The sequence below is a fragment of the Neorhizobium sp. 2083 genome, assembly GCF_031455615.1.
Classification (GTDB): domain Bacteria; phylum Pseudomonadota; class Alphaproteobacteria; order Rhizobiales; family Rhizobiaceae; genus Neorhizobium.
This window is the reverse complement of record NZ_JAVDTC010000010.1, coordinates 132,257-154,975: the sequence shown is the minus strand read 5'-3', so window position 1 is coordinate 154,975 and position 22,719 is coordinate 132,257. Positions and strand designations below refer to the sequence as shown.

Here is a 22,719-nt window from a genome sequence, read left to right as displayed (position 1 = left end):
GATGCCTCCTGAATCAGCACAGAAACCTTTAAACCAAAGCCGCTGGCTGTCCATCGTCGGCATCGGCGAGGATGGCGTGGCGGGCCTCGGCGACAATGCGCGCGCGGCCATTGCCTCGGCTTCCGTCGTCTTTGGCGGCAAGCGGCATCTGGAACTGGCGGCCTCCGTGATCACCGGCGAAGGCCGGCCGTGGCCGACGCCTTTTGATGCCGCCATGCGCGACGTCATCGCGTTGCGCGGTCAAAAGGTCTGCGTGCTGGCCTCCGGCGACCCCTTCTTTTTCGGCGTCGGCGCCACGCTGTCCCGTCATGTCGCGACCGGAGAATTTGCCGCCTACCCTTCACCCTCGGCCTTTTCGCTCGCTGCCTCAAGGCTCGGCTGGCCATTGCAGGACATCGAAACCGTCTCGCTGCACGGCCGGCCGCTGGACCTGATCCGGCCGCTGCTGCATCCCGGCCGGCGGATCATCGCGCTGACATCCGATGAGAAAGGGCCGAGGGAGCTGGCGGAGCTTTTGTCTCGGACCGGTTTCGGTCCTTCGCAAATCACCGTGTTGGAGGCGCTGGGCGGTGCGGCGGAACACATTCGCTCACAGCAGGCAAGCGAATTTGCATTGCCGGATATCGATGTCCTGAATGTCGTCGCAGTCGAGGTGAAGGCTGAAGCCGGAGCTCGTGTCCTGCCTCGCACCTTTGGCCTGGACGATGCGCTGTTCGAACATGACGGCCAGATCACCAAGCGTGAAATCCGCGCGCTGACGCTTTCCGCGCTCGCGCCCCGTCGAGGCGAGTTGCTGTGGGATATCGGGGCCGGCTCCGGCTCGATCGGCATCGAATGGATGCTGGCCGATCCTTCCCTGAAAGCCATTGCGATCGAAGCCAATCCGGATCGGGCGGCACGGATCGGGCGCAATGCCTGTGCATTCGGCGTGCCCGGCCTGCGCATCGTCGAAGGCGAGGCACCAGCGGCTCTGGCCGATCTGCCGCAGCCGGACACGATCTTCATCGGCGGCGGCGGCAGCGAGCCCGGCGTTTTCGAAACGGCCATGGAAATGCTGAAGCCCGGCGGGCGGCTGGTAGCCAATGCCGTGACGCTGGAAATGGAGGCGATCCTTCTGGCGGCGCATGCCAAACTCGGCGGCGAGCTGATCCGCATGGAGGTTTCGCGCGCAGCGCCGATCGGCGGCATGTCCGGCTGGAAACCGGCCATGCCGGTCACCCAGTGGAGCTGGACGAAGCCAAAAGGTGACGCCGTGGGAGCGAAGCCATGATCGCAGCGGGTCTCGGCTGCCGCAAAGGCACCTCGGCAGAAGCGCTTCTCTCGGCTTTGGCCGCCGCTTGCTCGCAAGCCGGTATTTCACGTGAATCGGTGTCCGTCCTTGCGACCGGGGAGATCAAGCGGCATGAACCCGGCCTGATCCAGCTCGCGGAACGATTGCGGCTGCCGCTCCGCATTATCGACGAGGCCTCGCTGAAAGGCGCCGAAGGGCGCACGAAAACCGTTTCGAAACACAGCCTCGCGCAGACCGCCACGCCAAGCCTCTCCGAAGCCGCGGCGCTGGCTGCTGCAGGCGAGGCTTCCGAACTGATCGTCGCGCGGCTGGTGGCCGATGGTGCCACCTGCGCGCTGGCACGCTCGAAGGACCATTCATGACCGTGCATTTCATCGGCGCCGGACCGGGTGCCGCCGACCTCATCACCGTGCGTGGCCGCGATATTCTCGCCCGCTCGCCGGTCTGCCTCTATGCCGGCTCGATCATGTCGAGGGAACTGCTCGACTATTGCCCAAGGGATGCGCGGATCGTCGATACCGGCTCGCTGTCGCTGGACGATATCGAAGCGGAATATGTCGCGGCGCATAGAGCCGGCCAGGATGTCGCACGCCTGCATTCCGGCGACCTTTCCGTCTGGAGCGCGGTCGCCGAACAGATCCGCCGGCTGGAGAAACACGGCATCGACTATACGCTGACCCCCGGCGTGCCCTCCTTTGCGGCCGCGGCGGCAGCACTGAGGCGGGAGCTCACCATCCCGGAAGTGGCACAGAGCCTGGTGCTCACTCGCGTTTCCGGCCGCGCTTCGAAGATGCCGGAAGGCGAGACGCTTGCCGCTTTTGGTGCAACCGGCGCGACGATGGCGATCCACCTCGCCATCCATGCGCTCGACCGTGTCGTCGCGGAACTGACTCCGCTTTATGGCGCGGATTGCCCGGTCGCGATCGTGGTGCGCGCCTCCTGGCCGGAGGAGCAGATCATCCGCGGCACGCTTGCCGATATCGAGGCGAAACTGGCGGCCGAGCCGGCCGAACGTACGGCACTGATCTTCGTCGGCAAGAGCCTGGGCGCCGCCGAGTTCGTCGAAAGCCAGCTCTACAATGCCGACTACGTGCGCCGTTTCCGGCCCGGCTGGCCTCAGACCGATGGCAAGGAATCCGAATGATTGGACGGCGTAAACGCGGTCTGGCCGACCAGCCGGCCCTCGCGATCGTAAACCAGGATCTCCAGGGCGATCCCGGGGTCCTTGAGCGCTTTCGCGGCGGTCTTCCAGGCAAGCGCGGCAATCCGGTCGCCCAATGCCAGGCCGTTTTCGCCCGCAAGCGTAAAAGCCTGCAATACGGTGTTGGCACCGGCAATCCGTGCCGCGAGCTCCTCGCTTGCTCCCGCTTCACCTGCCAGTTTCGCCAGAGCCTCGAGATCGGCCAACCCACGCTTCGAATGGACGTCGAGCATGCCCTGCGCGAGCTTGGTCATCTTGGCGACACCGCCGGCGATCGTGACCTTCGGCACGGGGTGGTCCCGGAGGTATTTCAGCATGCCGCCGACGAAATCGCCCATGTCGATCAGCGCGATCTCGTGCAATCCGTGATGCGCCTGCACCGCCTTTTCGGACGTATTGCCGGTAGCGCCCGCCACATGCGTGAGCCCCGCGGCCCGCGCCACGTCGATGCCGCGCCAGATGGAATGAATCCAGGCCGAGCACGAAAAGGGAATGACGATCCCGGTCGTACCGAGGATGGAGATCCCGCCCAGGATACCCAGCCGGCCGTTCAGCGTCTTTTCGGCGATCTTTGCTCCGTCGCCGACGGAAATCTCGACCTCGAAATCGGTTTCGTCGCCCGCAACCTCGCCGATCGCCTGGGCGATCATCTTGCGCGGCACCGGATTGATGGCCGGTTCGCCGACGGGCAGAGGCAGGCCGGCGCGCGTGACCGTACCGACGCCCTCGCCGGCCCTGAACGTGATGCCGCTGCCGGGCAAGCCACGCCGGACGGTGCTCTTGATCAGCGCGCCGTGGGTCACGTCCGGGTCATCACCGGCATCCTTGACGATCCCGGCTCTTGCAAAGCCGTCGCCGGTTTCCTCGAGCGCGAGCGCAAAGGACGGCACCTGCCCGCCGGGCAATGTCACCTCGACCAGATCGGGGAATTTTCCGGACATCAGGGCAAGACAGGCCGCCTTGCTGGCCGCCGCCGCGCAGGTTCCCGTGGTCCAGCCACGGCGCAGGTTCTTGCCATCCGCTTCCATGGCCGTTTCTATAGCCCGACCGGGGCCGAGCGTCACCGGTCAAAGGTCCGCATATGAATGAAAGTATCTCGACCATCGTCGCAGCACCCGTCTTCGAGCCCGGCCATGTCTGGCTTGCCGGCGCAGGCCCCGGCCACCCGCGTTACCTGACGCTGGAAGTCGCCGATGCGCTTCGCAAGGCCGACGTCATCGTCCATGACGCATTGGTCTCCGAGGGTGTCCTTTCCCTCGCGGCAGACGCCGAGCTGATCTTCGTTGGAAAGCGCGGCGGAAAACCCTCCGCCGCTCAGGACGACATTACCGGCCTCTTGATCGAACTCGCCCGCAAGGGCAGGCGCGTCCTGCGGCTGAAGGGCGGCGATCCCTTCGTGTTCGGACGCGGCGGCGAGGAAGCGGAGGCGCTTGCCAGGGAAAACATCCCCTTCCGCATCCTGCCGGGCATGACCTCGGCGCTGGCGGCTCTCGCCTCCGCCAACATTCCCGCGACCATGCGGGGCATGAGCCGGGCGATCACGCTTGCGACCGGCCATGCAGCCGGCAGCCCCGGCGACCTGGACTGGAAGGCGCTCGCAAAAACCGGCGAACCGATCGTCGTCTATATGGGCGTCAGCACGATCGGCACGATCGCCAAGCTGCTGATCGAAGGCGGCCTGTCGCCGGAAACACCGGTCGCGGTGCTGATGGCGGCCACTACGCCGGATGAGCGCTCGCTGACCGCGACGCTGGCAACCGTCGAGGCGGAGGTCGTGCGCCAGAAATTTGCCGCTCCCGCGCTGATCGTCATCGGCCGGATCGTCTCCATGCAGGCCGTCCTGTCGGGTGACAAGCCGTGACGGCCCGCGCGCTTATCATCGGAGCACCACGCTCCGGCTCCGGCAAGACCAGCGTCACGATCGGCCTGTTGCGCGCCTTTGCCCGCCGCGGCGTCAAGGTGCGCGGCATCAAGACCGGGCCGGACTATATCGATCCCGGTTTCCATGAGGCGGCGACGCATCTGCCGGGCCTCAACCTCGACAGCTGGGCGATGGCGCCGGACCTGCTCCGGCATCTCGCACGCGGACAGGCGGAAGATGCGGAACTGCTTCTGATCGAAAGCGCCATGGGCCTGTTCGACGGCATCGTCAGCGAAAAAAACCGTTCCGGCGCCGCCTCGGATCTCGCCCGGCTGTTCCATCTTCCCGTACTTCTGGTGCTGGATGTCTCCGGCCAGTCCCAGACGGCGGGCGCGATCGCTTACGGCTTTGCCCATTACGATCCGGGCGTGAAGATCGCCGCATGCATTCTCAACCGGGCCGGCAGCGAACGGCACAGCAAGCTCAGCGGCGATGCCATCCAGGCGGCAGGGATTCCTGTCGTCGGCACTGTCCTGCGCGATCCCTCGCTGATCCTGCCCGAACGGCATCTCGGCCTCGTTCAGGCAAGCGAACATCCGGAAATGGATGCGCATATCGAACGGCTGGCCGACGCCATGGAAGCCTCGCTCGACCTCGATGCGATCTATGCCGCTGCAAAGCCCTTCAATATTCCCGTCGGCTCGACGGAAAGATCACTGCGGCCGCCGGGGCAGCGCATCGCTCTGGCGCAGGACGCGGCATTCACCTTCCTCTATCCGCATCTGATGCGCGAATGGCGATCGATCGGCGCTGAGATCGTTCCCTTCTCACCACTGGCCGACCAGGCACCGCCGGCCCATTGCGACGTCTGCTGGCTGCCGGGCGGATATCCTGAACTGCACGCGGGAAAGCTTGCGGGCGCCGAGAATTTCAAGACCGGCCTCGCGCGATTTGCCGAAACGAAACCCGTCCACGGCGAGTGCGGCGGTTACATGGTGCTGGGCGAAACTCTGGAGGATGCCGATGGCGTGACGCACGCCATGACCGGGCTGCTATCCCACCGCACCAGTTTCGCCAAACGCAGGATGAACCTCGGCTACCGCCAGGCGGAACTTGCCAAGGATAGCCCGCTCGGCCGAAAGGGCGATACGATCCGTGGTCACGAATTCCACTATGCCAGCGTGGTTTCACCGGGTACCGACGCCGCCTTCGCGACGATCGCCGATGGCGGCGGCAAGCTGATCGGTCCGACGGGCGGCCGGCGAGGCCTGGTCAGCGGCGCCTTTTTCCATGCGATTGCCCGCGGCTAACCGGCTGCGGCCGAAAGCGCCCTCAGCGCAGCAACCGCGCGTTCCGCGTCTGCCGCCGGCACGAAGATGTGGTCGTGGTAATAGGCCGCCACCACATTGGCGCTGATGCCCTCCTTGGTCAGCGTTGCCGCCATCGCCGCGGTCATGCCGACGGCTTCCAGCGAGGAATGCACCATCATGGTGATGCAGCGAAGCGGTGCGCTCGAAGCGAGCCCCGCGGTGTCGGCAGCTTCTTTCGGCAGGATGAGTGTCAGACCTTCCGCCTCGAAAAACAGCCCGATGGGCTTCAGCGCCAGATAGTCGTGCAGGTTCTCGGACGGCATCGTCGCATAGACGAACTCCCCGTCAACGAGAACCGGTTCAAGGCTCGCAAGCAAGGTCGATAGGTCGGTGATACCGCTCATGAGCCCTCCAAAGCCGCCCGTGAATGGAGCTGTAAGCGAGGTTACGGCGGCGTGACGCCACCGGCAAGCCGGATATGGCCTCCAAAAAATCGCATGGGCCGCAAATCCGCCTTGCGCGTCTCTCCCGAGCTTCTAGTCTGCGTTGCCTAGGGGACAGGTTCTCCTCAAACTCCTGGTTTCAAACAGCAAGGTGTTCCGGTGACGGATTTCGAAAAGACCCGCTCGCTCTTCTATCTGCCGGAAGGCGTGATTTATCTCGACGGCAATTCGCTCGGACCGCTGCCGCTCGCCGCGAAAGAGCGTGTTGGAAAATTGATGACCGACGAATGGGGAGAGCTGCTGATCAAGGGCTGGAACAAGGCCGGCTGGATGATGATGCCGCGCCAGATCGGCGACCGGGTGGCCAAGCTGATCGGCGCGGCGGAAGGCACGGTCGTCATGGGCGACACGCTGTCGATCAAGGTTTACCAGGCGCTCGCCTCCGCGCTCGAACTGGTGCCGGAGCGCAAGGTCATTCTCTCCGACAGCGGCAACTTCCCCTCCGATCTTTATATGGCGCAGGGCCTGATCGGCTCGCTCGGCAAGGGCCATGAGCTGAAAGTCGTCGAGCCGGAAGAGGTCGAGGCCGCGATCGACGAAACCGTCGCCGTGGTCATGCTGACCGAGGTCGACTATCGCACCGGCCGGCTGCACGACATGAAGGCGCTGACCGAAAAGGCGCATGCCGTTGGCGCGATCACCGTCTGGGACCTTGCCCATACGGCCGGCGCCCTGCCAGTCGATCTCACCGGCGCCGATGCGGATTTCGCGGTCGGCTGCACCTACAAATACCTGAACGGCGGACCCGGGGCGCCAGCCTTCATCTATGTCGCCCCGCGCCATGCCGATAAGGTCCGGCCGGCACTTTCCGGCTGGCTCGGCCACGAACAACCCTTCGCCTTCGATCTCGGCTACCGCCCGGGCGGCGGCATCGACCGCATGCGGGTAGGCACGCCGCCGATCATCGGGCTTGCCGCCCTCGACGCGGCGCTGGACGCCTGGGAGGGCGTCGACATGGCGGACCTGCGCCGTCAGTCGATAAAACTGTGCGATCTGTTCGTCGCGGAGGTCGAAAAGCGCTGCCCGATGCTGAAGCTCGGCTCACCCCGCGACGGGACGAAGCGCGGTAGCCAGATCTCCTTCCTGCACGAAGAAGGATACGCGATCATGCAGGCCCTGATCGCTCGCGGCGTGATCGGCGACTTCCGCGCCCCGAACGCCATCCGCTTCGGTTTCACGCCGCTTTATATCGGCGAGCGCGAGGTATTGGGGGCGGTGGATATTCTCGAGGACATCATGAGCAATCGCCTGTGGGATACCGCCGAATACAAACAGCGGGCACTGGTGACCTGACCGGATGTCGGAAGAACGGCCCGCCCCGCCCCGCAAGCTGTCAAAAGTCGTGCCTTACCGGCTGGCACGCAGCAATTCGGAAATGGTCAAACTGGTCAGCCTGCTGTGCGAGGCCAATGGTTTCAAGCTGAATATCTGGCGGGTCATGTCCGCGATCGGCACTTACCGTTCGATTTCGCCGATGGAAATCGGCAAGCTCACCACCATCGACAAGGCGATGGTATCGCGCGCGATCCGCGAGCTCGTCGATCGCGGCCTGATCGACCGCCGCGCCGACGCACGGGATGCGCGATGGGCCCAGATCGAGCTGACGGCCGAAGGAACGGCGGTCTTCGAAAAGATGGCGGCCGGCATCGATGCGCTGGAAAAACATATGTTCGGCGATCTGGCGCCTGAAAAGACCGAAGCCTTCATGGAAATGCTCGAACTGATCGAACGACGGGCGCGATCGGCGCGCGATATCGTGGAATTGAACGGCAAAGCCGGGTTCACGCGGCTGCTGGGACGCGACTTCGAATAGAGACTTGGCGGCCGGCCGCGTTCGGGCCGGCCATCACAAGCTTTCCATAACCATTATCTGAATTGTTTACAAAGAAACAATCTCCATGTAAACAAATGGCAGGGCGGGAGGAGATCGCCCGCTTTTGTCCTGGGAGGATTCAATGAAGAACCGGTTTTTTGCGGGGATGGCGCCTGTTGCCGCCCTGTCCTTGTCTCTGTTTGCAAGTTCTGCACTGGCCGACGTGACGATCGGCGTGACCATATCGTCGACCGGTCCGGGTGCGGCGCTCGGCATTCCGCTGAAGAATTCCGTCGAACTGTGGCCGACCGAAGTAGGCGGCGAAAAGCTGAAGGTCATCGTTCTCGACGACGCCGGCGACCCGTCCATCGCCACCACCAATGCCCGCCGTTTCGTCAACGACGACAAGGTCGACGTGATGGTCGGCTCGGCACTGACCCCCGCTTCGATCGCCGTCGCCGGCGTCGCGGCTGAAAGCAACACGCCGCATCTTGGATGCTCGCCGGTTCCGCCGAACATTTCCAAGGGCAAATGGACCTTCATCATGCCGCAGGATGCCGGCCTGATCGCCAAGAACCTGTTTGCCAAGATGAAGGCCGATGGCGTCAAGACGGTTGGTTACATCGGCTTTTCGGACAGCTATGGCGACCTGTGGATGGGCCAGTTCAAGGCAATCGGCGAACAATATGGCCTGAAGGTCATTGCCGATGAGCGTTATGCCCGCCCGGACACCTCCGTTTCCGGCCAGGTGCTGAAACTCGTCGCCGCACGCCCGGATGCCGTCTTTGTCGGCGCCTCCGGCACCGGCGCCGCACTGCCGCAGATCGGCCTTCGCGAACGCGGCTTCACCGGCAAGATCTACCAGACCCATGGCGCCGTGACCTTCGACTTCCTGCGTATCGCCGGCAAGGCCGCCGACAACACCATCTTCGCCTCCGGCCCCGCCATGGCGCCGGAAGCCTTGCCAGATACGGCCGAAACCAAGCCGGAAGGCATGGCCTATGTCACCGCCTATGAAAAGAAGTTCGGCCCCGGCACCCGCACCCAGTTCGGTCCGCATATCAACGACGCCATGGCCATCCTCAAGAAGGCGATCCCGATCGCGCTGAAGAAGGCCAAGCCCGGCACGCCGGAATTCCGCGCCGCTCTGCGCGACGCGATCGAAACCGGCGGCCCGTTCGCGGCAAGCCAGGGCGTCTTCAACTTCAAGGCCGACGATCATCTCGGCCTCGACGACCGCGCCGTCGTGCTGTTCACCGCCAAGAACGGCAAGTTCGAAATCACCAAGTAAGCAGCCGGTAAACCAGGCCCGGCGTTCGCGCCGGGCCTTTTTGCAGCGCCTTTTCGGTTATCGGGGGAAATTTCCTTGGACGCGATGATTGCGACCTTCCTGATCCAGGATGGCGTCACCAACGGTGCGATCTATGCGCTCCTTGGCCTGGCGCTGGTCCTGCTCTTCTCGGTCACCCGGGTGATCTTCATTCCCCAGGGCGAGTTCGTCGCCTATGGTGCGCTCACATTGGCGCTTCTCGACGGCGGCAAAGTCCCCGCCACCATATCGCTGCTCGTCTGTTTCGGCGCGATTGCCTTCCTGTTCGATCTCTGGAGCATGCGCCGCAGCGCCGATGCCCGCACGTTTCTGCGCAGCGTCGCGCTTAACCTCGTGCTTCCCGGCGCCATCTACGGCATCACCGTCATGCTTGCGCCGCTCGGCCTGCCATCCGTCGCCAAGGCGCTGCTCACCATCCTGATCATCACGCCCATGGGCGCCTACGTCTATCGTATCGCCTACCGGCCGCTCGCCGATGCCTCCGTGCTCGTCCTCTTGATCGCCTCGGTCGGGGTGCATCTCGCCATGATGGGCCTCGGCCTCGTTTTCTTCGGCGCCGAAGGCCTGCGCGCCAATCCGCTTGCGGACGACAACTTCAACATCGGCTCGCTGATGGTGAGCGCGCAGAGCCTCTGCATCTACGGCGCGACGATCGCCATCATCATCGGCCTCTACCTGTTCTTCGAGCGGACGCTGCTCGGCAAGGCGCTGCGCGCCACCGCCGTCAACCGGCTCGGCGCCCGGCTGGTCGGCGTGCGCACCCACCTGACCGGCGTCACCGCCTTCACCCTGGCGGCCGCGATCGGCGCCGTTTCCGGCGTCCTGATCGGCCCGATCACCACGATCTATTACGACACCGGCTTCCTGATCGGCCTGAAAGGCTTCGTGGCAGCGATCATCGGCGGGCTCGCTAGCTTTCCGATCACCGCGATTGCCGCGATCGGCGTCGGCCTGGTCGAATCCTTCTCCTCCTTTTTCGCGAGCAGCTACAAGGAGGTCATCGTTTTCGGGCTCATCATTCCCGTCCTGATCTGGCTGTCGCTCAGCCATGGTTTCCATGAGGAGGAATGAGCGATGAAGATCGAGCGTTTGCTTCCCGGCCTCGCCGGCATCGTTTTCCTGGCGGTCATCCCTCTCCTACCGGTGCCGCCCTTCTGGCTGACGATCCTCAACAATATCGGCCTCGCCTCGCTGGTGACGATCGGCCTCGTGCTCCTGACCGGCGTCGGTGGCCTCACCTCCTTCGGCCAGGCGGCCTTCTGCGGCTTCGGCGCCTATACGACAGCCGTCCTGTCCACCCATTACGGCGTGTCGCCATGGCTGACCCTGCCGCTGTCGCTGATCGTCGGCGCGGTGATCGCCCTGCCGCTCGGCCTGATCACCGTGCGCCTTTCCGGCCATTTCCTGCCGCTCGGCACCATCGCCTGGGGCCTGGCCCTCTATTATCTGTTCGGCAAGATCGATCTCCTCGGCCGTTATGACGGCATTTCCGGCATCCCGCCGGTCGAAGTCGCCGGTTATCGTTTCCTGAGCGACGGGTCGATCTATTACCTTATCTGGTTCTTCGTGATCGCGGTCGCGATCGGCGCGAAAAACCTGCTCGACTCGCGGATCGGCCGCGCCATCCGGGCGCTGCGCGGCGGCGGGCAAGCGGCGGAGGCCTTTGGCGTCAACATCGTCCGTGCCAAGCTCACCGTCTTCGTCTTTGCCGGCGTGGTCGCAGCCCTTTCCGGCTGGCTCTATGCCCATATGCAGCGCTCGGTGAACCCGACGCCGTTTGGCCTCAGCATGGGCATCGAATATCTGCTGATGGCCGTGGTCGGCGGTTCCGGCCATGTCTGGGGGGCGATCTTCGGCGCCAGCATCGTGCTTGTCCTGAAAGACCTGCTGCAGCGTTTCCTTCCGGATCTGGTCGGCACGACCGCCAATTTCGAAATGGTGGTTTTCGGCATCCTGCTGGTAGTGACCCTGCAGCTCGCCCGGGACGGCCTCTGGCCCTTCGTGTTGAAGCTCCTGCCGAAGCGGCGCGCGCGGCCTCTGCCGACCTCCGACGACAAGCTTGCCAAACGAACCCTCGCGCCGGCCGGCTCGTCGCTCATCAAGGTGGAAAAGGCGCGAAAAGCCTTCGGCGGGCTGGTGGCGGTCAACGACGTCAGCTTCGAGGTCCGCGCCGGCCAGGTCGTCGGGCTGATCGGTCCAAACGGCGCCGGCAAGAGCACGACCTTCAACCTCATCACCGGCATCGCCTCGCTGACCAGCGGCTCGGTCTTCTACGAGGGCCGGCCGATGACCGGCGACAGTCCGCGCGAAGTCGCCAAACACGGCATCGCCCGCACCTTCCAGCACGCCAAGATCCTGCCGGACATGTCGGTGCTTGAAAACGTCGCGCTCGGCGCGCATCTGCGCGGCTCGGCCGGCGTCTTCAGGAGCTTTCTGCGGCTCGAACGGAAACAGGAGGCGACGCTGCTGGCCGAGGCCGCCTATCAGCTCGAACGCGTCGGGCTCGGCGCCTATCGCGACCGCCCGGCCGGCGATCTGGCACTCGGCCAGATCCGCATCCTCGAAATCGCTCGCGCCTTGTCGGCGGATCCGGCCGTGGTATTGCTGGACGAACCGGCGGCGGGCCTGCGTCACGGCGAAAAACAGGAGCTTGCGACCCTCTTGAAGAAATTGCGCGAGGAGGGCGTCAGCGTGCTGCTCGTCGAACACGACATGGGCTTCGTCATGGGCCTCGTCGATCATCTCGTGGTGCTCGATTTCGGCACCTTGATCGCCGAGGGCAAGCCGGCCGACGTTCGCAAACATCCGGCCGTCGTCGCCGCTTATCTCGGAGGTGTCGCATGAGCGGAAACCTGCTCGAACTCTCCGGCATCCACGTCTCCTACGGCCGCGCCGAGGTGCTGCACGGCATATCGCTGAGCATGAAGCCTGGCAGTATCGTCACCGTGATCGGCGCCAACGGTGCGGGCAAATCGACGCTGCTCAACGCCATCATGGGCATCGTCCCTTCCTCCGGCTCGATCGTGTACGATGGTGGGCCGGTGCCGCGCTCGGTCGAGGGCCGTGTCGCCGCCGGCCTCTGCCTCGTGCCGGAAAAGCGCGAACTGTTCGCCACCATGTCGGTCGAGGACAATGTGGAGCTTGGCGGTTTTCTGCGCAGCGCCTCGGAGCGAACAGAGACACGCGAACAGGTCTATGCGCGCTTCCCGCGCCTCGCCGAACGCCGCAAGCAGCTTGCCGGCACGCTTTCGGGCGGTGAGCGGCAGATGCTGGCGCTTGCCCGCGCCCTGATGAGCCGGCCGCGCCTGCTGCTGCTCGACGAGCCGAGCCTCGGCCTCGCGCCGAGGATCGTCATGGACATCCTCAACATCGTTTCGGAACTGCGCACGACCGGAGTGTCCATTCTACTCGTCGAGCAGAATGCCCGCGCAGCCCTCGAAATTGCCGACGAGGGTTATCTGGTCGAGCTTGGCGAGGTCCGTCTTTCCGGGCCTGCAAGCGAACTGGCGGTCAATCCGGCGCTGATGGAAAGCTATCTCGGGACGCATTCCTGACCGGAACGCTCGGCCGGACCCGCTCCATCAGTCGAAGCTCTCGACGAGCTTCTGCCGAAATTCGTCCATGCGATAGACCGGCGTGGATGGCTGCGGGATCATGCCCTTCTCCCAGTTCCAGCCGTCGAGCCGCTTGAGGAGATCGGGATTGCCGGTGACGATATGCATCGGCACGTCCCGCGAAGCCCCTTCGCCGGTGACGATCGATGCCGGCTGGTGGTCGCCGAGCAGGATGAACAGCGTGTTCCTTCCATAGCGCGCCATGTAGGAGCCGAGCGTTTCGAGCGTGTAATCGATCGAGGTAAGGTATTGCGACCGGACGCGGTTCGGATCGGCCCAGACGACGGATGGCGGATCGCCGCCTTCCGTCTGCACGTTGAAGATCGTCCCATCGCCGATCCGGTCCCAGTCGACCAGCGTCGGGAGCGGCGTCCAGGGCGCGTGGCTGGAGATCAGCGCCATTTCCGCCATGACCGGCTTGTGCCCCCCCGGCCGCTCCAGCCTCTCGAAGGCTTCGAGCGTGAACTGGTCCGGCATCGTCACCCAGTTGAAGGGTTTTCCGCGATAACCGAGCCCTGCGGCGGCATGGATGCTGTCATAACCGAAATAGCCGGCTTCCGGCCAGTCGAGCGTGATCGCCGGCATGACCGCCGTGGTGCGCCAGCCGGAAGAGCGGAAGAGGTTGTTGAGGCTTGTCCGCTCGCTGGTGATCATCCGGTCGTAGCGCCCCTGGTTGTCGACCCAGAGGCCGGAAAGCAGCGTGCCATGCGCCAGCCAGCTGATGCCGCCAACCGTCGGCGACGTGAGCCAGCCGCTGCGTGCCTCCAGCCCCGCCGCCTTGATCTCCTCCTCCACCGAGTTCAGCCGGTGGCTGATGCGCGCCGCATAACGCGAGTCCTCGATCGCGCTGCGGCCATAGGATTCGATGAAGACCAGGACGATATCCGTGCCGGCAAGCGCCGAGAAACGTTGGCCGGCGGCGACGGGATCCTGTTTCAATTCGTCTTCGAACCGGGTCAGGTCGGCAACCGCTTCCCTCACCATGGCAACGCGATTGACGAAATAGGAGGCGGCCTCCGCTTCGACCCCGAGACCGCGACGGTCGGGATCCTGGACTGCCAGCGCCACAAGGCCTATCGACAGAACGACACCGCTGACCAGGGTGGCTTTGCGCCGGGCCTTACCCGAAAGGCGCCGGAAGCCGCCGAGCGACCAATAGAGAACGGCGGTAACGACCAGCCAGGCCAGAAAGCCCGCGCAGATAATCCCGACCGCTTCCGTGACGCCGACGGCTCCGCTTAGGAGATTCCAGCCGTCGGTCAGGATCTTGAGGTCGAGATAGGGATTGAACGGCCGTTGAAAGGCGGTGCCCGTGCCGATGTCGGCAAGCTTCAGGAACAGCATTGCTGCCAGCAACAGCGTGACTGCGGAGCGCAAGATGGAAAAACCCAATCCGGCGAGTATCGACGCGAGCAGCGCGACCCCGGCCGCCTCGAGCGGAAACCTGAGCTCCGAAAAATCACTGAAGTCGGACGGAAGGGCCAGAATTGCGGCAACGATTGCCAGCGCGATCATGATCCTCAGCACTGGCGATCCATTTGCCTTGCGCGGCAAGGTATGCCCTATTCTGACGGCGTCACTCTGGCGAAAAGGCCGAAACTCGTTCATGCGCTGCTATTCCTGCCAAACCTTCGGCGCCAAGACCTTCGCCCCATGCGTCTTCTGAAACTTATAGGCTTATCTGCAGCCCTCGCACTTCTCATTGCCGTGATCCTGCGCTTCGATCCCGAACGGATCGCCGCGGGCCTCATATCGGCCGAACCGGGTTATGTGGTCGCCGGGCTTCTTCTGGTGCAAGTTCAGATCGTTCTCTCCGCGCTCCGCTGGCGCTATACCGCCGCGCGGCTTGGCCAGCATCTGGGCATCGGCCAGGCAGTCTGCGACTACTATCTCGGAACCCTGCTCAACCAGCTTCTGCCGGGCGGCGTGGCTGGGGATGCGATACGCGCCGTCCGTAACCGGGCCGAAGGCGAAGGGGGCTGGAAGGTACCGGCGCAAGCGGTGTTCTTCGAGCGGATCGCCGGGCAGGGTGTCTTTTTCCTCATCGCCACCTTCGGCGTCATGCTGTGGCCGCTTCTGGGCGGAGCGACGATACCTGAAGATCTGCGCCATCTTTTCACCGGTTTTGCGCTCGCCGTCGCAAGCCTCGCCCTTGTGTTTCTGCTGGCACTCTCTTTCCCGCCGCGCCGCGCGCAACCTCGGCTCTCCCGGATGAAGGCCGCGATGGCGCAGGTCTTCCTCCGGGATCGGGCCTGGATCGCCCAGACGCTGCTCAGCATCGCCATCGTCGCAAGCTATATCGCGATGTTCATGCTCGCATCGGCGGCCGTCGGCGCGCCCTTGCCGGCGCTCGCAGCCGTCACCGCGATCCCGCTCTGTCTGCTGATGATGCTGATCCCCGCAACCATTGCCGGCTGGGGCGCCAGAGAAGCCGCGGCGGCGGCGCTCTGGCCGCTCATCGGTCATGCCGCGTCCGACGGCGTCGCCGCCAGCATCCTCTACGGCATCCTCGCGCTTGTCGGCGCCGCACCCGGACTGGCGTTCATTCCGGCGGTATTTTCCCGCAGGCGGAAACGCTAAGCTTCAGGCCGCCAGCCGCGCATAGATATCGCCGGACGAGGTCTGCCCGGAAAGGCCGGAAAGCTCGCCGAGCATGACATCGGCTCCAACCCATTCATCGTGGACGAACCGATGCCGCTCGCCCTCGACCCGGTTGAATCGATAGGGACCGAGTTGCCGTAAATGGCCGATCGCCTCTTCGGCGATTTCCATCGTCGCAGGAATGTATTCGAATGCGATCAGCGGGATGGGATGGTGCAGCCCGGCGATGATATCCGCCTCCGCGCCCTCCACGTCGATCTTGCAGAAGGCGGGGAGCCCGTATTGCCCGATCAGGGCATCGAGCGTCGTCATCTCCACCCGCTCGATCCGGTCCCAGGTGACGTTGCGGAAACCGGAAGTCTTGCCGACTTTGGATATCCAGGACGAGGAAATGCTGGTCACGGTCGGGTGGCGGCTGGAAATGTGCAGGTCGACACTGCCTGGCTCCCTGCCGACCGCCTTGCGTATCAGCGTCAAGTCCTCGCCCGCAAACGATCTGGCGATGAAATCCGCAAATACCGGCTGCGGCTCCAATGCCACGAGCCTGGCGCCAAGCGACAGGAGCGTGCGGCTGCGGCTGCCGGCATGCGCGCCGACGTCGAAAACGAGCGCCCCCGGGCCGACAAGACCCGCATAAAAGCGCTTCAGCGACGAACGTCGCCACGGCTGCCCGTAATAGATCAGCAACGAACGCGTGAGCCCGAGCGAAGCGGAAAAATCAGGCCGCGGCATGATGTCTGCTCGCGTTCACGAGGAAGATCACATCCACGGCGAAGGAATAGGTGAGCAGGGCGAGCGCGGCAGCCGCAAGCAGGGTGGAAACCGGCGAGGTAACGATCGGGAACAGCATCAGACAGAGCGCCACGCCTTGCACGACACAGATCGCCTTGCGGCGCATCGAATGCGGAAGATCGCCCTTCAGCGCCGGAAAGACCGCCTGCGCCGCCAGATAGGCATAACGCATCAGACCGATCAGCAGGACCCAAAACCCCGCCTTGCCGAGCAGCACGGCCGCGATCGACAGGAAAAGGATCAGCAACGCATCCACTTCCATGTCGAAACGCGCGCCGAACTGCGAGGCGGTACCGCTCTGCCGGGCGAGAAATCCATCGACTCCGTCCAGCGCCAGGGCGAAAGCGATCATGAAACCGAGCAGCCACAAGGCGCCCTCATCGAACCCGGTCCCGAACTGCGGCGAAGCCAGGACCAGCCCGCCCATGATGGCGGTCAGCGCCGCCCGGATCGTCGTCACGATGTTGGCAGCGCCGAAACGGGCATGTCCGTGGGTTCGCAGATTGCCGAGCGCGATGGCGGAAATCGCCGCATAGATGATGAAGGCGCAGCCAGCGGCCACCGTATCGATGCCGATCCAGTCGCCGAAGAAATGCATCGCGGCGACCAGGGAGGCGGCAACCGTCATGGTCACCGCATAGGCATCCAGGGAGAGCAGGCGGTGGGCCTTGCGCGCCGCACGGCCGTCCACCGGCCCGACATTCATCCAGTCAGCCATCGGATATGTTTTCCCCATCCCAAAGATGATGTGAAACATTCATGACGCTCTCCTCTCCAGGCATTACATGGAGAAGAGTACGAAAGGCAGCAAAGGTCGGATCCGCAAAAACCGCGTCAAATAAACGTGATAGCGATATCGCCCCCTCGCCGAACGACTCCCTTGTCGTCATCGTCGAAGCCTCTAGGTCTGGATTGTTATGGTGTGAAAGGTGTGACGCGTGACAAGGCGTGAGACGGCTCCGGATGCGGTGACGCAAAGGCACGGAAGAGCCCTCTGGATCGAGGAGACGGGGCGCTGTGCGCTTCGGCAGGAAAAGCTGCCGGCGGAATGTGCAGACGAGGTAGTCGTCCGCACGCTTTACAGCGGCATCAGCCGCGGCACCGAATCGCTGGTTTTCGCCGGACAGGTACCGGAAAGCGAATATGAGCGCATGCGCGCGCCGCATCAAGCCGGGCGGTTCCCCTTCCCGGTGAAATATGGCTATGCCGCCGTCGGCATTGTCGAAGAAGGGCCTGAACGCTTTGTCGGGAAAACGGTCTTCTGCCTCCATCCGCATCAGGACCGTTTTCGCGTGCCGGTCTCGGCCGTCCATCCGCTTCCGGACGGCTTGGCCCCGCACCGCGCCGTGCTGGCCGCCAATATGGAAACCGCCCTCAACATTACCTGGGATTCGGGCATCCAGCCGGGCGATCGGCTGACGGTGTTCGGCGCCGGCGTTGTCGGGCTTCTGGTCGCCTATCTCGCCTCACGGATCATCGGCACCGAAGTGGTGATTTCCGACATCGAACCGGAGCGCGCCGAAACGGCAGAGGCTCTCGGCCTCCGTTTTTCCCTGACCGATGATGTGCCGCATGATTGCGACGTGCTGATCAACGCGTCCGCTTCGGCGGATGCACTGGCGACGGCGCTCGACCACGCCGGTTTCGAAGCGCGGATCATCGAAGCGAGCTGGTATGGCGAAAGGCATGTGGAGATCCCGCTTGGGCATGCTTTCCATGCCAAGCGCCTCTCCATCGTGAGCTCGCAAGTGGCCTCTCTGCCACCGGGAAGGCGCGCCCGATGGGACACCCGGCGGCGCATGGCCAAGGCGCTCCAGCTTCTTGCCGACGATCGGCTCGACCGCCTGATTTCGGGCGAGACGCCATTCGAAACCCTCGCCGCCGATTATCCCGAAATCATCGGCTCGGCCGCCACGCTCTGTCATCGCATCAGGTACTGAAGGAAATCCCGCATGTTCGCCGTCGAAGTCCGCGATCACATCATGATCGCGCATAGTCTGCCCCGCCCGGTTTTCGGCCCCGCCCAGGGCATGCACGGGGCAACCTTCGTGGTCGATGCCGCCTTCTTCACCAGCGATCTGGACGAAAACGGCCTTGCGGTGGATATCGGGCTTGCGAGCGACGTGCTGAAGGACGTGCTCGCGCCGCTCAACTACCAGAATCTCGACACGCTGGATATTTTCGCCGGCAAGGTGACGACCACGGAATTCCTCGCAAAGCATATCTTCGACCAAATCGCCGACGCGATCAGGAACGGCCGGCTCGGCGATGGCGGTGCGCGTATCCGCAAGCTTCGGGTGATGCTGCACGAATCCCACACCGCGCGCGGCTGGTTCGAGGCCGACCTGTGAACCGCGATCTTTATTTTGCCTATCCGGGCGATCTGGAAACCCGCACCGGCGGTTACGGCTACGACCGGCGCGTCATCGGAGCGCTTCGCGATCTCGGCTGGAATGTCGAACTGGTTTCTCTCGGCGAAGGTTTTCCCAACCCGAGCACAGGGCAGCTCCACGAGGCTGGCCGTACGCTTTCCGAACTTGCGGACAACAGCCTCGTGCTGATCGACGGGCTGGCTTTCGGCGTGCTGGACGAATGGGCATGCCGGGAGGCCGATCGCCTGAAGATCATGGCCCTTGTGCATCATCCTCTGGCGCTGGAGACGGGGCTCGACGATAGGCGCCGGGAGGCCGTGGCCCTCCGGGAAAGGGCAGCATTGGTGCAAACCCGCGGCGTTGTCGTCACCTCGCATGCCACCGCCGCCGAACTCGCCGCAAACTATGCCGTCCCCGCCGAAAGGATCGCGGTCGCCATTCCCGGCATGGACCCCGCGCCGCTCGCCGTCGGCAGCGGCGAACCGCCCCTGATCCTCAGCATCGGCACGCTGACCCGCCGCAAGGGCCACGACGTCCTGATCGCCTCGCTAGAAAGGCTGCGAGATCTGCCATGGACCTGCCGCATCGTCGGCAGCAAGACGCTCGATCCCGGCGTGGCATCCGAAATCGAACAACAAGTCGCGCGGTCCGGGCTCGGCGACCGCATCGAACTTGCCGGCCAGATCGACGACACGCGCTCGGAATTCGCCAAGGCCGATATCTTCGCGCTGGCGAGCCGTTATGAAGGCTATGGCATGGTGTTTGCCGAAGCGCTCGCCCAGGGCCTGCCGATCGTCGGCTGCGCGACGGGGGCCGTGCCGGACGTCGTGCCGGAAAGCGCCGGTTTCCTGGTGCCGCCAGACGATCCGGAAGCGTTTGCCGCCGCTCTGCGACGGCTGCTGGAGGAACACGATACCCGTATTTCCATGGCCGATGCCGCGGCGATCGCCGGTGCCAGGCTTCCCTCCTGGCGGGACACCGCGGTCATCATCTCCGACTTTCTGGAAAAAGTTCCATGAGCGGCTTCGACAAGGATTGGCTGGCGCTGCGCGAACCCGCGGATGTCCGGGCTCGCAACCAAGCCTTGCTGAAGGCCGCGATCGAAGCAGCCGAAAGCGCATCGGCCACAGCCATCCTCGATATCGGCTGCGGCACCGGCTCGACCTTCCGCGCACTCTCGCCGAGACTTCGGAAGCCGGCTCACTTTCGCCTTTTCGATTATGACCCACGGCTGCTGGACGAGGCGCAGCGCCAGCACGGCAATGCGGTCGAGATTGTTCAGGGCGATCTTAACCAGATCGGAGCACTGCCGCTCGCCGATATCAGCCTCGTAACCGCCTCCGCGCTCTTTGACCTCTGTTCGGAAGAGTTCATTCGCCGCTTCGTCGCCCGTCTCTCGCAAACGGCCGCCAGCCTCTATGCGGCCCTGAACTACGATGGCCGCATGCGCTGGTCGAAGCCGCATCCGCTGGACGAGGCCGTCGTGGCGAACTTCAATGCCCACCAGCTGGGCGACAAGGGTTTCGGGTTTTCGCTGGGCCCCAGGGCATGGGAAACGTTGACTGCCTGCCTGAAAGGGGGCGGATATGCGACGACAACAGCCGAAAGCCCGTGGGTAATGACCGCAGACGACCGCGGCCTGCAGCTGTCATTCCTCGATGGCGTGGTGCGCGCAGTGTACGAATACGCTCAGCTCGACGAGAACGAGATCCGCGACTGGGCCGATTTCCGGCGCAGGATGGTCGATCGGGACGGGAGCCTATGCGAGGTCGGCCATCAGGATATCCTGGCGATCCGCCGCGGGTGAGGCGGCTTCCTGCCGGATCTCGGAACGGAAATTGCAATCGAACACGATATCGGTGCCGATATTATAGACTTCGACATCCGGACGACGGGCTTCGGAAAGCCGGTCGATTGGTGAAAGCCGGATGCCGGCGGGACCCGAGCCGATGATGATGGGCGCTACCGACACATGCAGCCGATCAATCAGATGCGCGTCCACGAAACGGGAAATCGTGTTCGCGCCGCCTTCGACAAGCACGGTCGTCAGACCGCGCTCCGCGAGGGCTTCGAGAATAGCGCGCGGAGCAAGCCCCCCATCCGTGTGACGCGGCAGCCGAATGACTTCATGCCGGATACTGCCAGAGGGCACGTCATCCGCCTGCAGAACGAGCACGGGCATGCCGCCGTCATGCAGCATCTTCGCCCGCTCCGGCATGCGGCCATTGCAATCCACCACGACCCGCACGGGACTTTTGCCGCTGACGGCGCGAACCGAAAGGCTTGGATTGTCGGCGACAACCGTCCCTACGCCGACGATCACCGCATCCACGAGCGCCCGGCACCGGTGCAGATGCGCGATCCCGTCGCATCCCGACACATCCTGGGCGTCGCCGGTCGGCGTTGCGACGCGGCCGTCGAGAGACTGGCCGACCTGCGCCAGAACCAGCGGCCTGTCCCGGATTGCGATCGGCCTGTAGAGCGCCAGGAAGGACGCATCGGCATCGGCGGGAAACGGGCTCAGGGACCCTTCACGAAGCGAAAGCAGATGCTGCCACAGCTCTTCGGTCATCCTCACTGATCGCATATCCGCCTCGTCCTTCGGCCGAAAAGGAAAAATGCCGGCCCCAGCGAAAAGTTCCTCGCGGCCATGTTCTCCCATAGCTGTCATACGGGCGGAAAATTCCACCAGATCGACAGTCCGTCAATGGTCTCGCAAAAGACGGCGCCCATATCGCCGGGGCAGGTTGCCTATCCCTGGCAAGCAATGACCGGTGAGCAAATATCTCACTCTAAAGCCGGAGAATCGCGAAAAGGGAAATTTCCCGGTTAAAATTGCCACCCAAAATTGAATTTCTCTTGAAAGTACAAAAGCGGTGCTTTATGTTATAATACATGGCACAGACAACGCATACCTCGATTTTGCGCTACGAGCTCGCGCCGGACGCGCAGGCCAGGCAGGCCCTCGACGAGACCTTCGTCGCCTATGCCTCCATGCTTTCCATGCTGGAGGAATTGGCGGCGGAAAAGGGCGGCGCCAATCTCGTCACCCTGCATGAATTGGCCTATGAGACCGTGCGGGAACGCACCGGCCTGCCGGCACGCCTCGTCACGCTCGGCCTGCGGGATTTCGCCGCTCGCCGCGGCCGAAGGTTGGGTCCCGAGCGGTTGCCGCTGGACGACAAGCTGTTCTCGATCAAAGGACCGGCGGACCTGACGGTCGCCACAGTACGAGGACGGGTCGCCATTCCTTTCGATGTCGCCGGTTACTCGCGCGGCACCCTGAATATTTTCTCAGCTCAACTGGTTGCCCACAACGGTGGTTATCAAATCCATATAGGCGTCAATACGCATGCGGACCGAACGGAGGAAAACATGACGATGAATGAAGGCATTCTGTCCCGGATGGGACGTCTGATCGCCGGCCTCGCCAATGCCGCCGTGGACAAGGCCGAAGGGGTCAACAAGATCGCGGTCGTCGAGCAGGCCCTGCGGGAAATCGATGCCGCTGCGGACGAGGCGCGCACCGATATCGGCAAGGCTCGCGCCGAGGAATTTCGCATCCTCAGCCGCCGGGATGAAATTGCCGCCGACATGGGCATTCTCGACGAAAAGATCCGCGTCGCCGTCTCGGCCGATCGCGACGATCTCGCCAAAGCCGGCGTCGCGCGCCAGATCGACCTCGAATCGCAGCTCGCAGCGCTCGACAAGGCGCTGACCGATGCACGGGCGCACTTGAGCGAAGGCCAGCAGGCCCTGCAGGCTGTGCTCGCGACACGTCGGGAGGCCGAGGAAAGACTGGCCGACCTGAAACGCAGTCTTGAACGTTTTCCCGATGCAACGGCGGCGCCGGGGCAGAAGCGCAGCCCGGTGGATGGCGCTGCCCGTGCCGCCTCGGCCGTGTCCCGGCTGACCGGCGTGCCTGCAGGAGACCGGAAAGCCAGCGCCGAACTGGACGAACTCGATCGCCTGCACCGCGAACAGGCGATCGAAGCGAGACTGGCGCAGTTCAAGACACGTCAGAACTGACG

General features: G+C 64.1%; 24 protein-coding genes. 18 read left to right on the top strand and 6 right to left on the bottom strand.

What is annotated here, in order from left to right; all coding sequences use genetic code 11:
• Nucleotide 1: 1 nt before the first annotated feature.
• The 3 genes from cbiE to cobM are packed head-to-tail and all read left to right on the top strand — an operon-like array spanning nucleotide 2 to nucleotide 2,435.
• Nucleotides 2–1,270, top strand: a complete 1,269-nt coding sequence (cbiE, locus tag J2X76_RS28590) for a precorrin-6y C5,15-methyltransferase (decarboxylating) subunit CbiE (protein ID WP_310220893.1) — start codon at nucleotides 2–4, stop codon at nucleotides 1,268–1,270.
• Nucleotides 1,267–1,653 (top strand): cobalamin biosynthesis protein, encoded by a 387-nt coding sequence (locus tag J2X76_RS28585; protein WP_310220892.1) that lies wholly within the window; start codon nucleotides 1,267–1,269, stop codon nucleotides 1,651–1,653. Before cbiE ends, J2X76_RS28585 begins: the two co-directional genes overlap by 4 nt.
• Nucleotides 1,650–2,435 carry a precorrin-4 C(11)-methyltransferase gene (gene cobM, locus J2X76_RS28580; RefSeq protein WP_310220891.1) on the top strand — a complete coding sequence of 262 codons (786 nt, stop codon included), beginning with the start codon at nucleotides 1,650–1,652 and terminating at the stop codon, nucleotides 2,433–2,435. Before J2X76_RS28585 ends, cobM begins: the two co-directional genes overlap by 4 nt.
• Here cobM and J2X76_RS28575 read toward each other — a convergent pair.
• Complete coding sequence (locus J2X76_RS28575; protein WP_310220890.1) at nucleotides 2,408–3,520, bottom strand: cobalt-precorrin-5B (C(1))-methyltransferase; 1,113 nt, start codon at nucleotides 3,518–3,520, stop codon at nucleotides 2,408–2,410. The genes cobM and J2X76_RS28575 overlap by 28 nt on opposite strands.
• 53 nt (nucleotides 3,521–3,573) lie before the next feature.
• Here J2X76_RS28575 and cobA point away from each other — a divergent pair, with 53 nt between their 5' ends.
• Nucleotides 3,574–4,353, top strand: coding sequence for a uroporphyrinogen-III C-methyltransferase (cobA, locus tag J2X76_RS28570; RefSeq protein WP_310220889.1), 780 nt, complete (start codon nucleotides 3,574–3,576; stop codon nucleotides 4,351–4,353).
• Nucleotides 4,350–5,663, top strand: a complete 1,314-nt coding sequence (locus J2X76_RS28565) for a cobyrinate a,c-diamide synthase (RefSeq protein WP_310220888.1) — start codon at nucleotides 4,350–4,352, stop codon at nucleotides 5,661–5,663. Before cobA ends, J2X76_RS28565 begins: the two co-directional genes overlap by 4 nt.
• On the opposite strand, the gene J2X76_RS28560 is transcribed toward J2X76_RS28565, so the two are convergent.
• Complete coding sequence (locus J2X76_RS28560; protein ID WP_310220887.1) at nucleotides 5,660–6,067, bottom strand: ACT domain-containing protein; 408 nt, start codon at nucleotides 6,065–6,067, stop codon at nucleotides 5,660–5,662. The genes J2X76_RS28565 and J2X76_RS28560 overlap by 4 nt on opposite strands.
• Before the next feature lie 198 nt (nucleotides 6,068–6,265).
• Here J2X76_RS28560 and kynU point away from each other — a divergent pair, with 198 nt between their 5' ends.
• From kynU to J2X76_RS28530, 6 genes are all read left to right on the top strand, one after another.
• Nucleotides 6,266–7,459 (top strand): kynureninase, encoded by a 1,194-nt coding sequence (gene kynU / locus J2X76_RS28555; RefSeq protein ID WP_310220886.1) that lies wholly within the window; start codon nucleotides 6,266–6,268, stop codon nucleotides 7,457–7,459.
• Between the two features lie 4 nt (nucleotides 7,460–7,463).
• The gene (locus J2X76_RS28550; RefSeq protein WP_310220885.1) at nucleotides 7,464–7,979 is read left to right on the top strand and encodes a MarR family winged helix-turn-helix transcriptional regulator; all 516 of its coding nucleotides are present in this window, start codon (nucleotides 7,464–7,466) and stop codon (nucleotides 7,977–7,979) included.
• A 142-nt stretch (nucleotides 7,980–8,121) separates the two neighbouring features.
• Nucleotides 8,122–9,270 carry an ABC transporter substrate-binding protein gene (locus J2X76_RS28545; protein WP_113125281.1) on the top strand — a complete coding sequence of 383 codons (1,149 nt, stop codon included), beginning with the start codon at nucleotides 8,122–8,124 and terminating at the stop codon, nucleotides 9,268–9,270.
• Nucleotides 9,271–9,345: 75 nt separating this feature from the next.
• Nucleotides 9,346–10,380, top strand: a complete 1,035-nt coding sequence (locus J2X76_RS28540; RefSeq protein ID WP_405030111.1) for a branched-chain amino acid ABC transporter permease — start codon at nucleotides 9,346–9,348, stop codon at nucleotides 10,378–10,380.
• A 3-nt stretch (nucleotides 10,381–10,383) separates the two neighbouring features.
• Nucleotides 10,384–12,153, top strand: a complete 1,770-nt coding sequence (locus J2X76_RS28535) for a branched-chain amino acid ABC transporter ATP-binding protein/permease (protein WP_310220884.1) — start codon at nucleotides 10,384–10,386, stop codon at nucleotides 12,151–12,153.
• Nucleotides 12,150–12,863: an ABC transporter ATP-binding protein gene (locus J2X76_RS28530; protein WP_113125284.1), complete on the top strand. Its 714-nt coding sequence runs from the start codon at nucleotides 12,150–12,152 to the stop codon at nucleotides 12,861–12,863. The genes J2X76_RS28535 and J2X76_RS28530 overlap by 4 nt, the downstream gene beginning before the upstream one ends.
• Nucleotides 12,864–12,890: 27 nt before the next feature.
• Here J2X76_RS28530 and J2X76_RS28525 read toward each other — a convergent pair whose 3' ends face one another.
• Complete coding sequence (locus J2X76_RS28525) at nucleotides 12,891–14,300, bottom strand: sulfatase-like hydrolase/transferase (protein WP_310220883.1); 1,410 nt, start codon at nucleotides 14,298–14,300, stop codon at nucleotides 12,891–12,893.
• Nucleotide 14,301: 1 nt separating this feature from the next.
• Between J2X76_RS28525 and J2X76_RS28520 the strand changes: the two genes are divergently transcribed.
• Nucleotides 14,302–14,589 (top strand): hypothetical protein, encoded by a 288-nt coding sequence (locus J2X76_RS28520; protein WP_310220882.1) that lies wholly within the window; start codon nucleotides 14,302–14,304, stop codon nucleotides 14,587–14,589.
• Complete coding sequence (locus J2X76_RS28515; protein WP_310220881.1) at nucleotides 14,577–15,503, top strand: lysylphosphatidylglycerol synthase transmembrane domain-containing protein; 927 nt, start codon at nucleotides 14,577–14,579, stop codon at nucleotides 15,501–15,503. Before J2X76_RS28520 ends, J2X76_RS28515 begins: the two co-directional genes overlap by 13 nt.
• A 3-nt stretch (nucleotides 15,504–15,506) precedes the next feature.
• Here J2X76_RS28515 and J2X76_RS28510 read toward each other — a convergent pair whose 3' ends face one another.
• Both J2X76_RS28510 and J2X76_RS28505 read right to left on the bottom strand, forming a co-directional pair.
• A complete protein-coding gene (locus tag J2X76_RS28510) occupies nucleotides 15,507–16,256 on the bottom strand; it encodes an FkbM family methyltransferase (protein ID WP_113283826.1) in 750 nt (249 codons plus the stop codon).
• The gene (locus J2X76_RS28505) at nucleotides 16,243–17,034 is read right to left on the bottom strand and encodes a CDP-alcohol phosphatidyltransferase family protein (protein ID WP_310220880.1); all 792 of its coding nucleotides are present in this window, start codon (nucleotides 17,032–17,034) and stop codon (nucleotides 16,243–16,245) included. The genes J2X76_RS28510 and J2X76_RS28505 overlap by 14 nt, the downstream gene beginning before the upstream one ends.
• Before the next feature lie 220 nt (nucleotides 17,035–17,254).
• Between J2X76_RS28505 and J2X76_RS28500 the strand changes: the two genes are divergently transcribed.
• From J2X76_RS28500 to J2X76_RS28485, 4 genes are read left to right on the top strand one after another with little or no spacing between them, the layout of a single operon-like run.
• Nucleotides 17,255–18,256 carry a zinc-binding alcohol dehydrogenase gene (locus J2X76_RS28500; protein ID WP_310220879.1) on the top strand — a complete coding sequence of 334 codons (1,002 nt, stop codon included), beginning with the start codon at nucleotides 17,255–17,257 and terminating at the stop codon, nucleotides 18,254–18,256.
• 12 nt (nucleotides 18,257–18,268) lie between these two features.
• The gene (locus tag J2X76_RS28495) at nucleotides 18,269–18,667 is read left to right on the top strand and encodes a 6-carboxytetrahydropterin synthase (protein ID WP_113283829.1); all 399 of its coding nucleotides are present in this window, start codon (nucleotides 18,269–18,271) and stop codon (nucleotides 18,665–18,667) included.
• A complete protein-coding gene (locus J2X76_RS28490) occupies nucleotides 18,664–19,707 on the top strand; it encodes a glycosyltransferase family 4 protein (protein WP_310220878.1) in 1,044 nt (347 codons plus the stop codon). Before J2X76_RS28495 ends, J2X76_RS28490 begins: the two co-directional genes overlap by 4 nt.
• Entirely contained in the window at nucleotides 19,704–20,495 is a 792-nt protein-coding gene (locus J2X76_RS28485; protein ID WP_310220877.1) for a class I SAM-dependent methyltransferase, read from the top strand. The genes J2X76_RS28490 and J2X76_RS28485 overlap by 4 nt, the downstream gene beginning before the upstream one ends.
• Here the strand turns inward: J2X76_RS28485 and J2X76_RS28480 are convergent.
• The gene (locus J2X76_RS28480) at nucleotides 20,448–21,275 is read right to left on the bottom strand and encodes a RibD family protein (protein ID WP_310220876.1); all 828 of its coding nucleotides are present in this window, start codon (nucleotides 21,273–21,275) and stop codon (nucleotides 20,448–20,450) included. The genes J2X76_RS28485 and J2X76_RS28480 overlap by 48 nt on opposite strands.
• Nucleotides 21,276–21,583: 308 nt before the next feature.
• Between J2X76_RS28480 and J2X76_RS28475 the strand changes: the two genes are divergently transcribed.
• Nucleotides 21,584–22,717: a PspA/IM30 family protein gene (locus tag J2X76_RS28475; RefSeq protein ID WP_310220875.1), complete on the top strand. Its 1,134-nt coding sequence runs from the start codon at nucleotides 21,584–21,586 to the stop codon at nucleotides 22,715–22,717.
• Nucleotides 22,718–22,719 lie beyond the last annotated feature (2 nt).

Excerpts from the sequence above, each read along its gene's own strand:
- J2X76_RS28480 (WP_310220876.1), bottom strand. The coding sequence starts at position 21,275 with ATGCGATCAGTGAGGATGACCGAAGAGCTGTGGCAGCATCTGCTTTCG.
- J2X76_RS28505 (WP_310220880.1), bottom strand. The coding sequence starts at position 17,034 with ATGGCTGACTGGATGAATGTCGGGCCGGTGGACGGCCGTGCGGCGCGC.
- cobM (WP_310220891.1), top strand. The coding sequence starts at position 1,650 with ATGACCGTGCATTTCATCGGCGCCGGACCGGGTGCCGCCGACCTCATC.
- cbiE (WP_310220893.1), top strand. The coding sequence starts at position 2 with ATGCCTCCTGAATCAGCACAGAAACCTTTAAACCAAAGCCGCTGGCTG.
- J2X76_RS28475 (WP_310220875.1), top strand. The coding sequence starts at position 21,584 with ATGGCACAGACAACGCATACCTCGATTTTGCGCTACGAGCTCGCGCCG.
- J2X76_RS28520 (WP_310220882.1), top strand. The coding sequence starts at position 14,302 with ATGGAAAAACCCAATCCGGCGAGTATCGACGCGAGCAGCGCGACCCCG.
- J2X76_RS28585 (WP_310220892.1), top strand. The coding sequence starts at position 1,267 with ATGATCGCAGCGGGTCTCGGCTGCCGCAAAGGCACCTCGGCAGAAGCG.
- J2X76_RS28515 (WP_310220881.1), top strand. The coding sequence starts at position 14,577 with ATGCGTCTTCTGAAACTTATAGGCTTATCTGCAGCCCTCGCACTTCTC.
- J2X76_RS28535 (WP_310220884.1), top strand. The coding sequence starts at position 10,384 with ATGAAGATCGAGCGTTTGCTTCCCGGCCTCGCCGGCATCGTTTTCCTG.
- J2X76_RS28530 (WP_113125284.1), top strand. The coding sequence starts at position 12,150 with ATGAGCGGAAACCTGCTCGAACTCTCCGGCATCCACGTCTCCTACGGC.
- J2X76_RS28550 (WP_310220885.1), top strand. The coding sequence starts at position 7,464 with ATGTCGGAAGAACGGCCCGCCCCGCCCCGCAAGCTGTCAAAAGTCGTG.
- cobA (WP_310220889.1), top strand. The coding sequence starts at position 3,574 with ATGAATGAAAGTATCTCGACCATCGTCGCAGCACCCGTCTTCGAGCCC.
- J2X76_RS28495 (WP_113283829.1), top strand. The coding sequence starts at position 18,269 with ATGTTCGCCGTCGAAGTCCGCGATCACATCATGATCGCGCATAGTCTG.
- J2X76_RS28485 (WP_310220877.1), top strand. The coding sequence starts at position 19,704 with ATGAGCGGCTTCGACAAGGATTGGCTGGCGCTGCGCGAACCCGCGGAT.
- J2X76_RS28545 (WP_113125281.1), top strand. The coding sequence starts at position 8,122 with ATGAAGAACCGGTTTTTTGCGGGGATGGCGCCTGTTGCCGCCCTGTCC.
- J2X76_RS28510 (WP_113283826.1), bottom strand. The coding sequence starts at position 16,256 with ATGCCGCGGCCTGATTTTTCCGCTTCGCTCGGGCTCACGCGTTCGTTG.
- J2X76_RS28560 (WP_310220887.1), bottom strand. The coding sequence starts at position 6,067 with ATGAGCGGTATCACCGACCTATCGACCTTGCTTGCGAGCCTTGAACCG.
- J2X76_RS28575 (WP_310220890.1), bottom strand. The coding sequence starts at position 3,520 with ATGGAAGCGGATGGCAAGAACCTGCGCCGTGGCTGGACCACGGGAACC.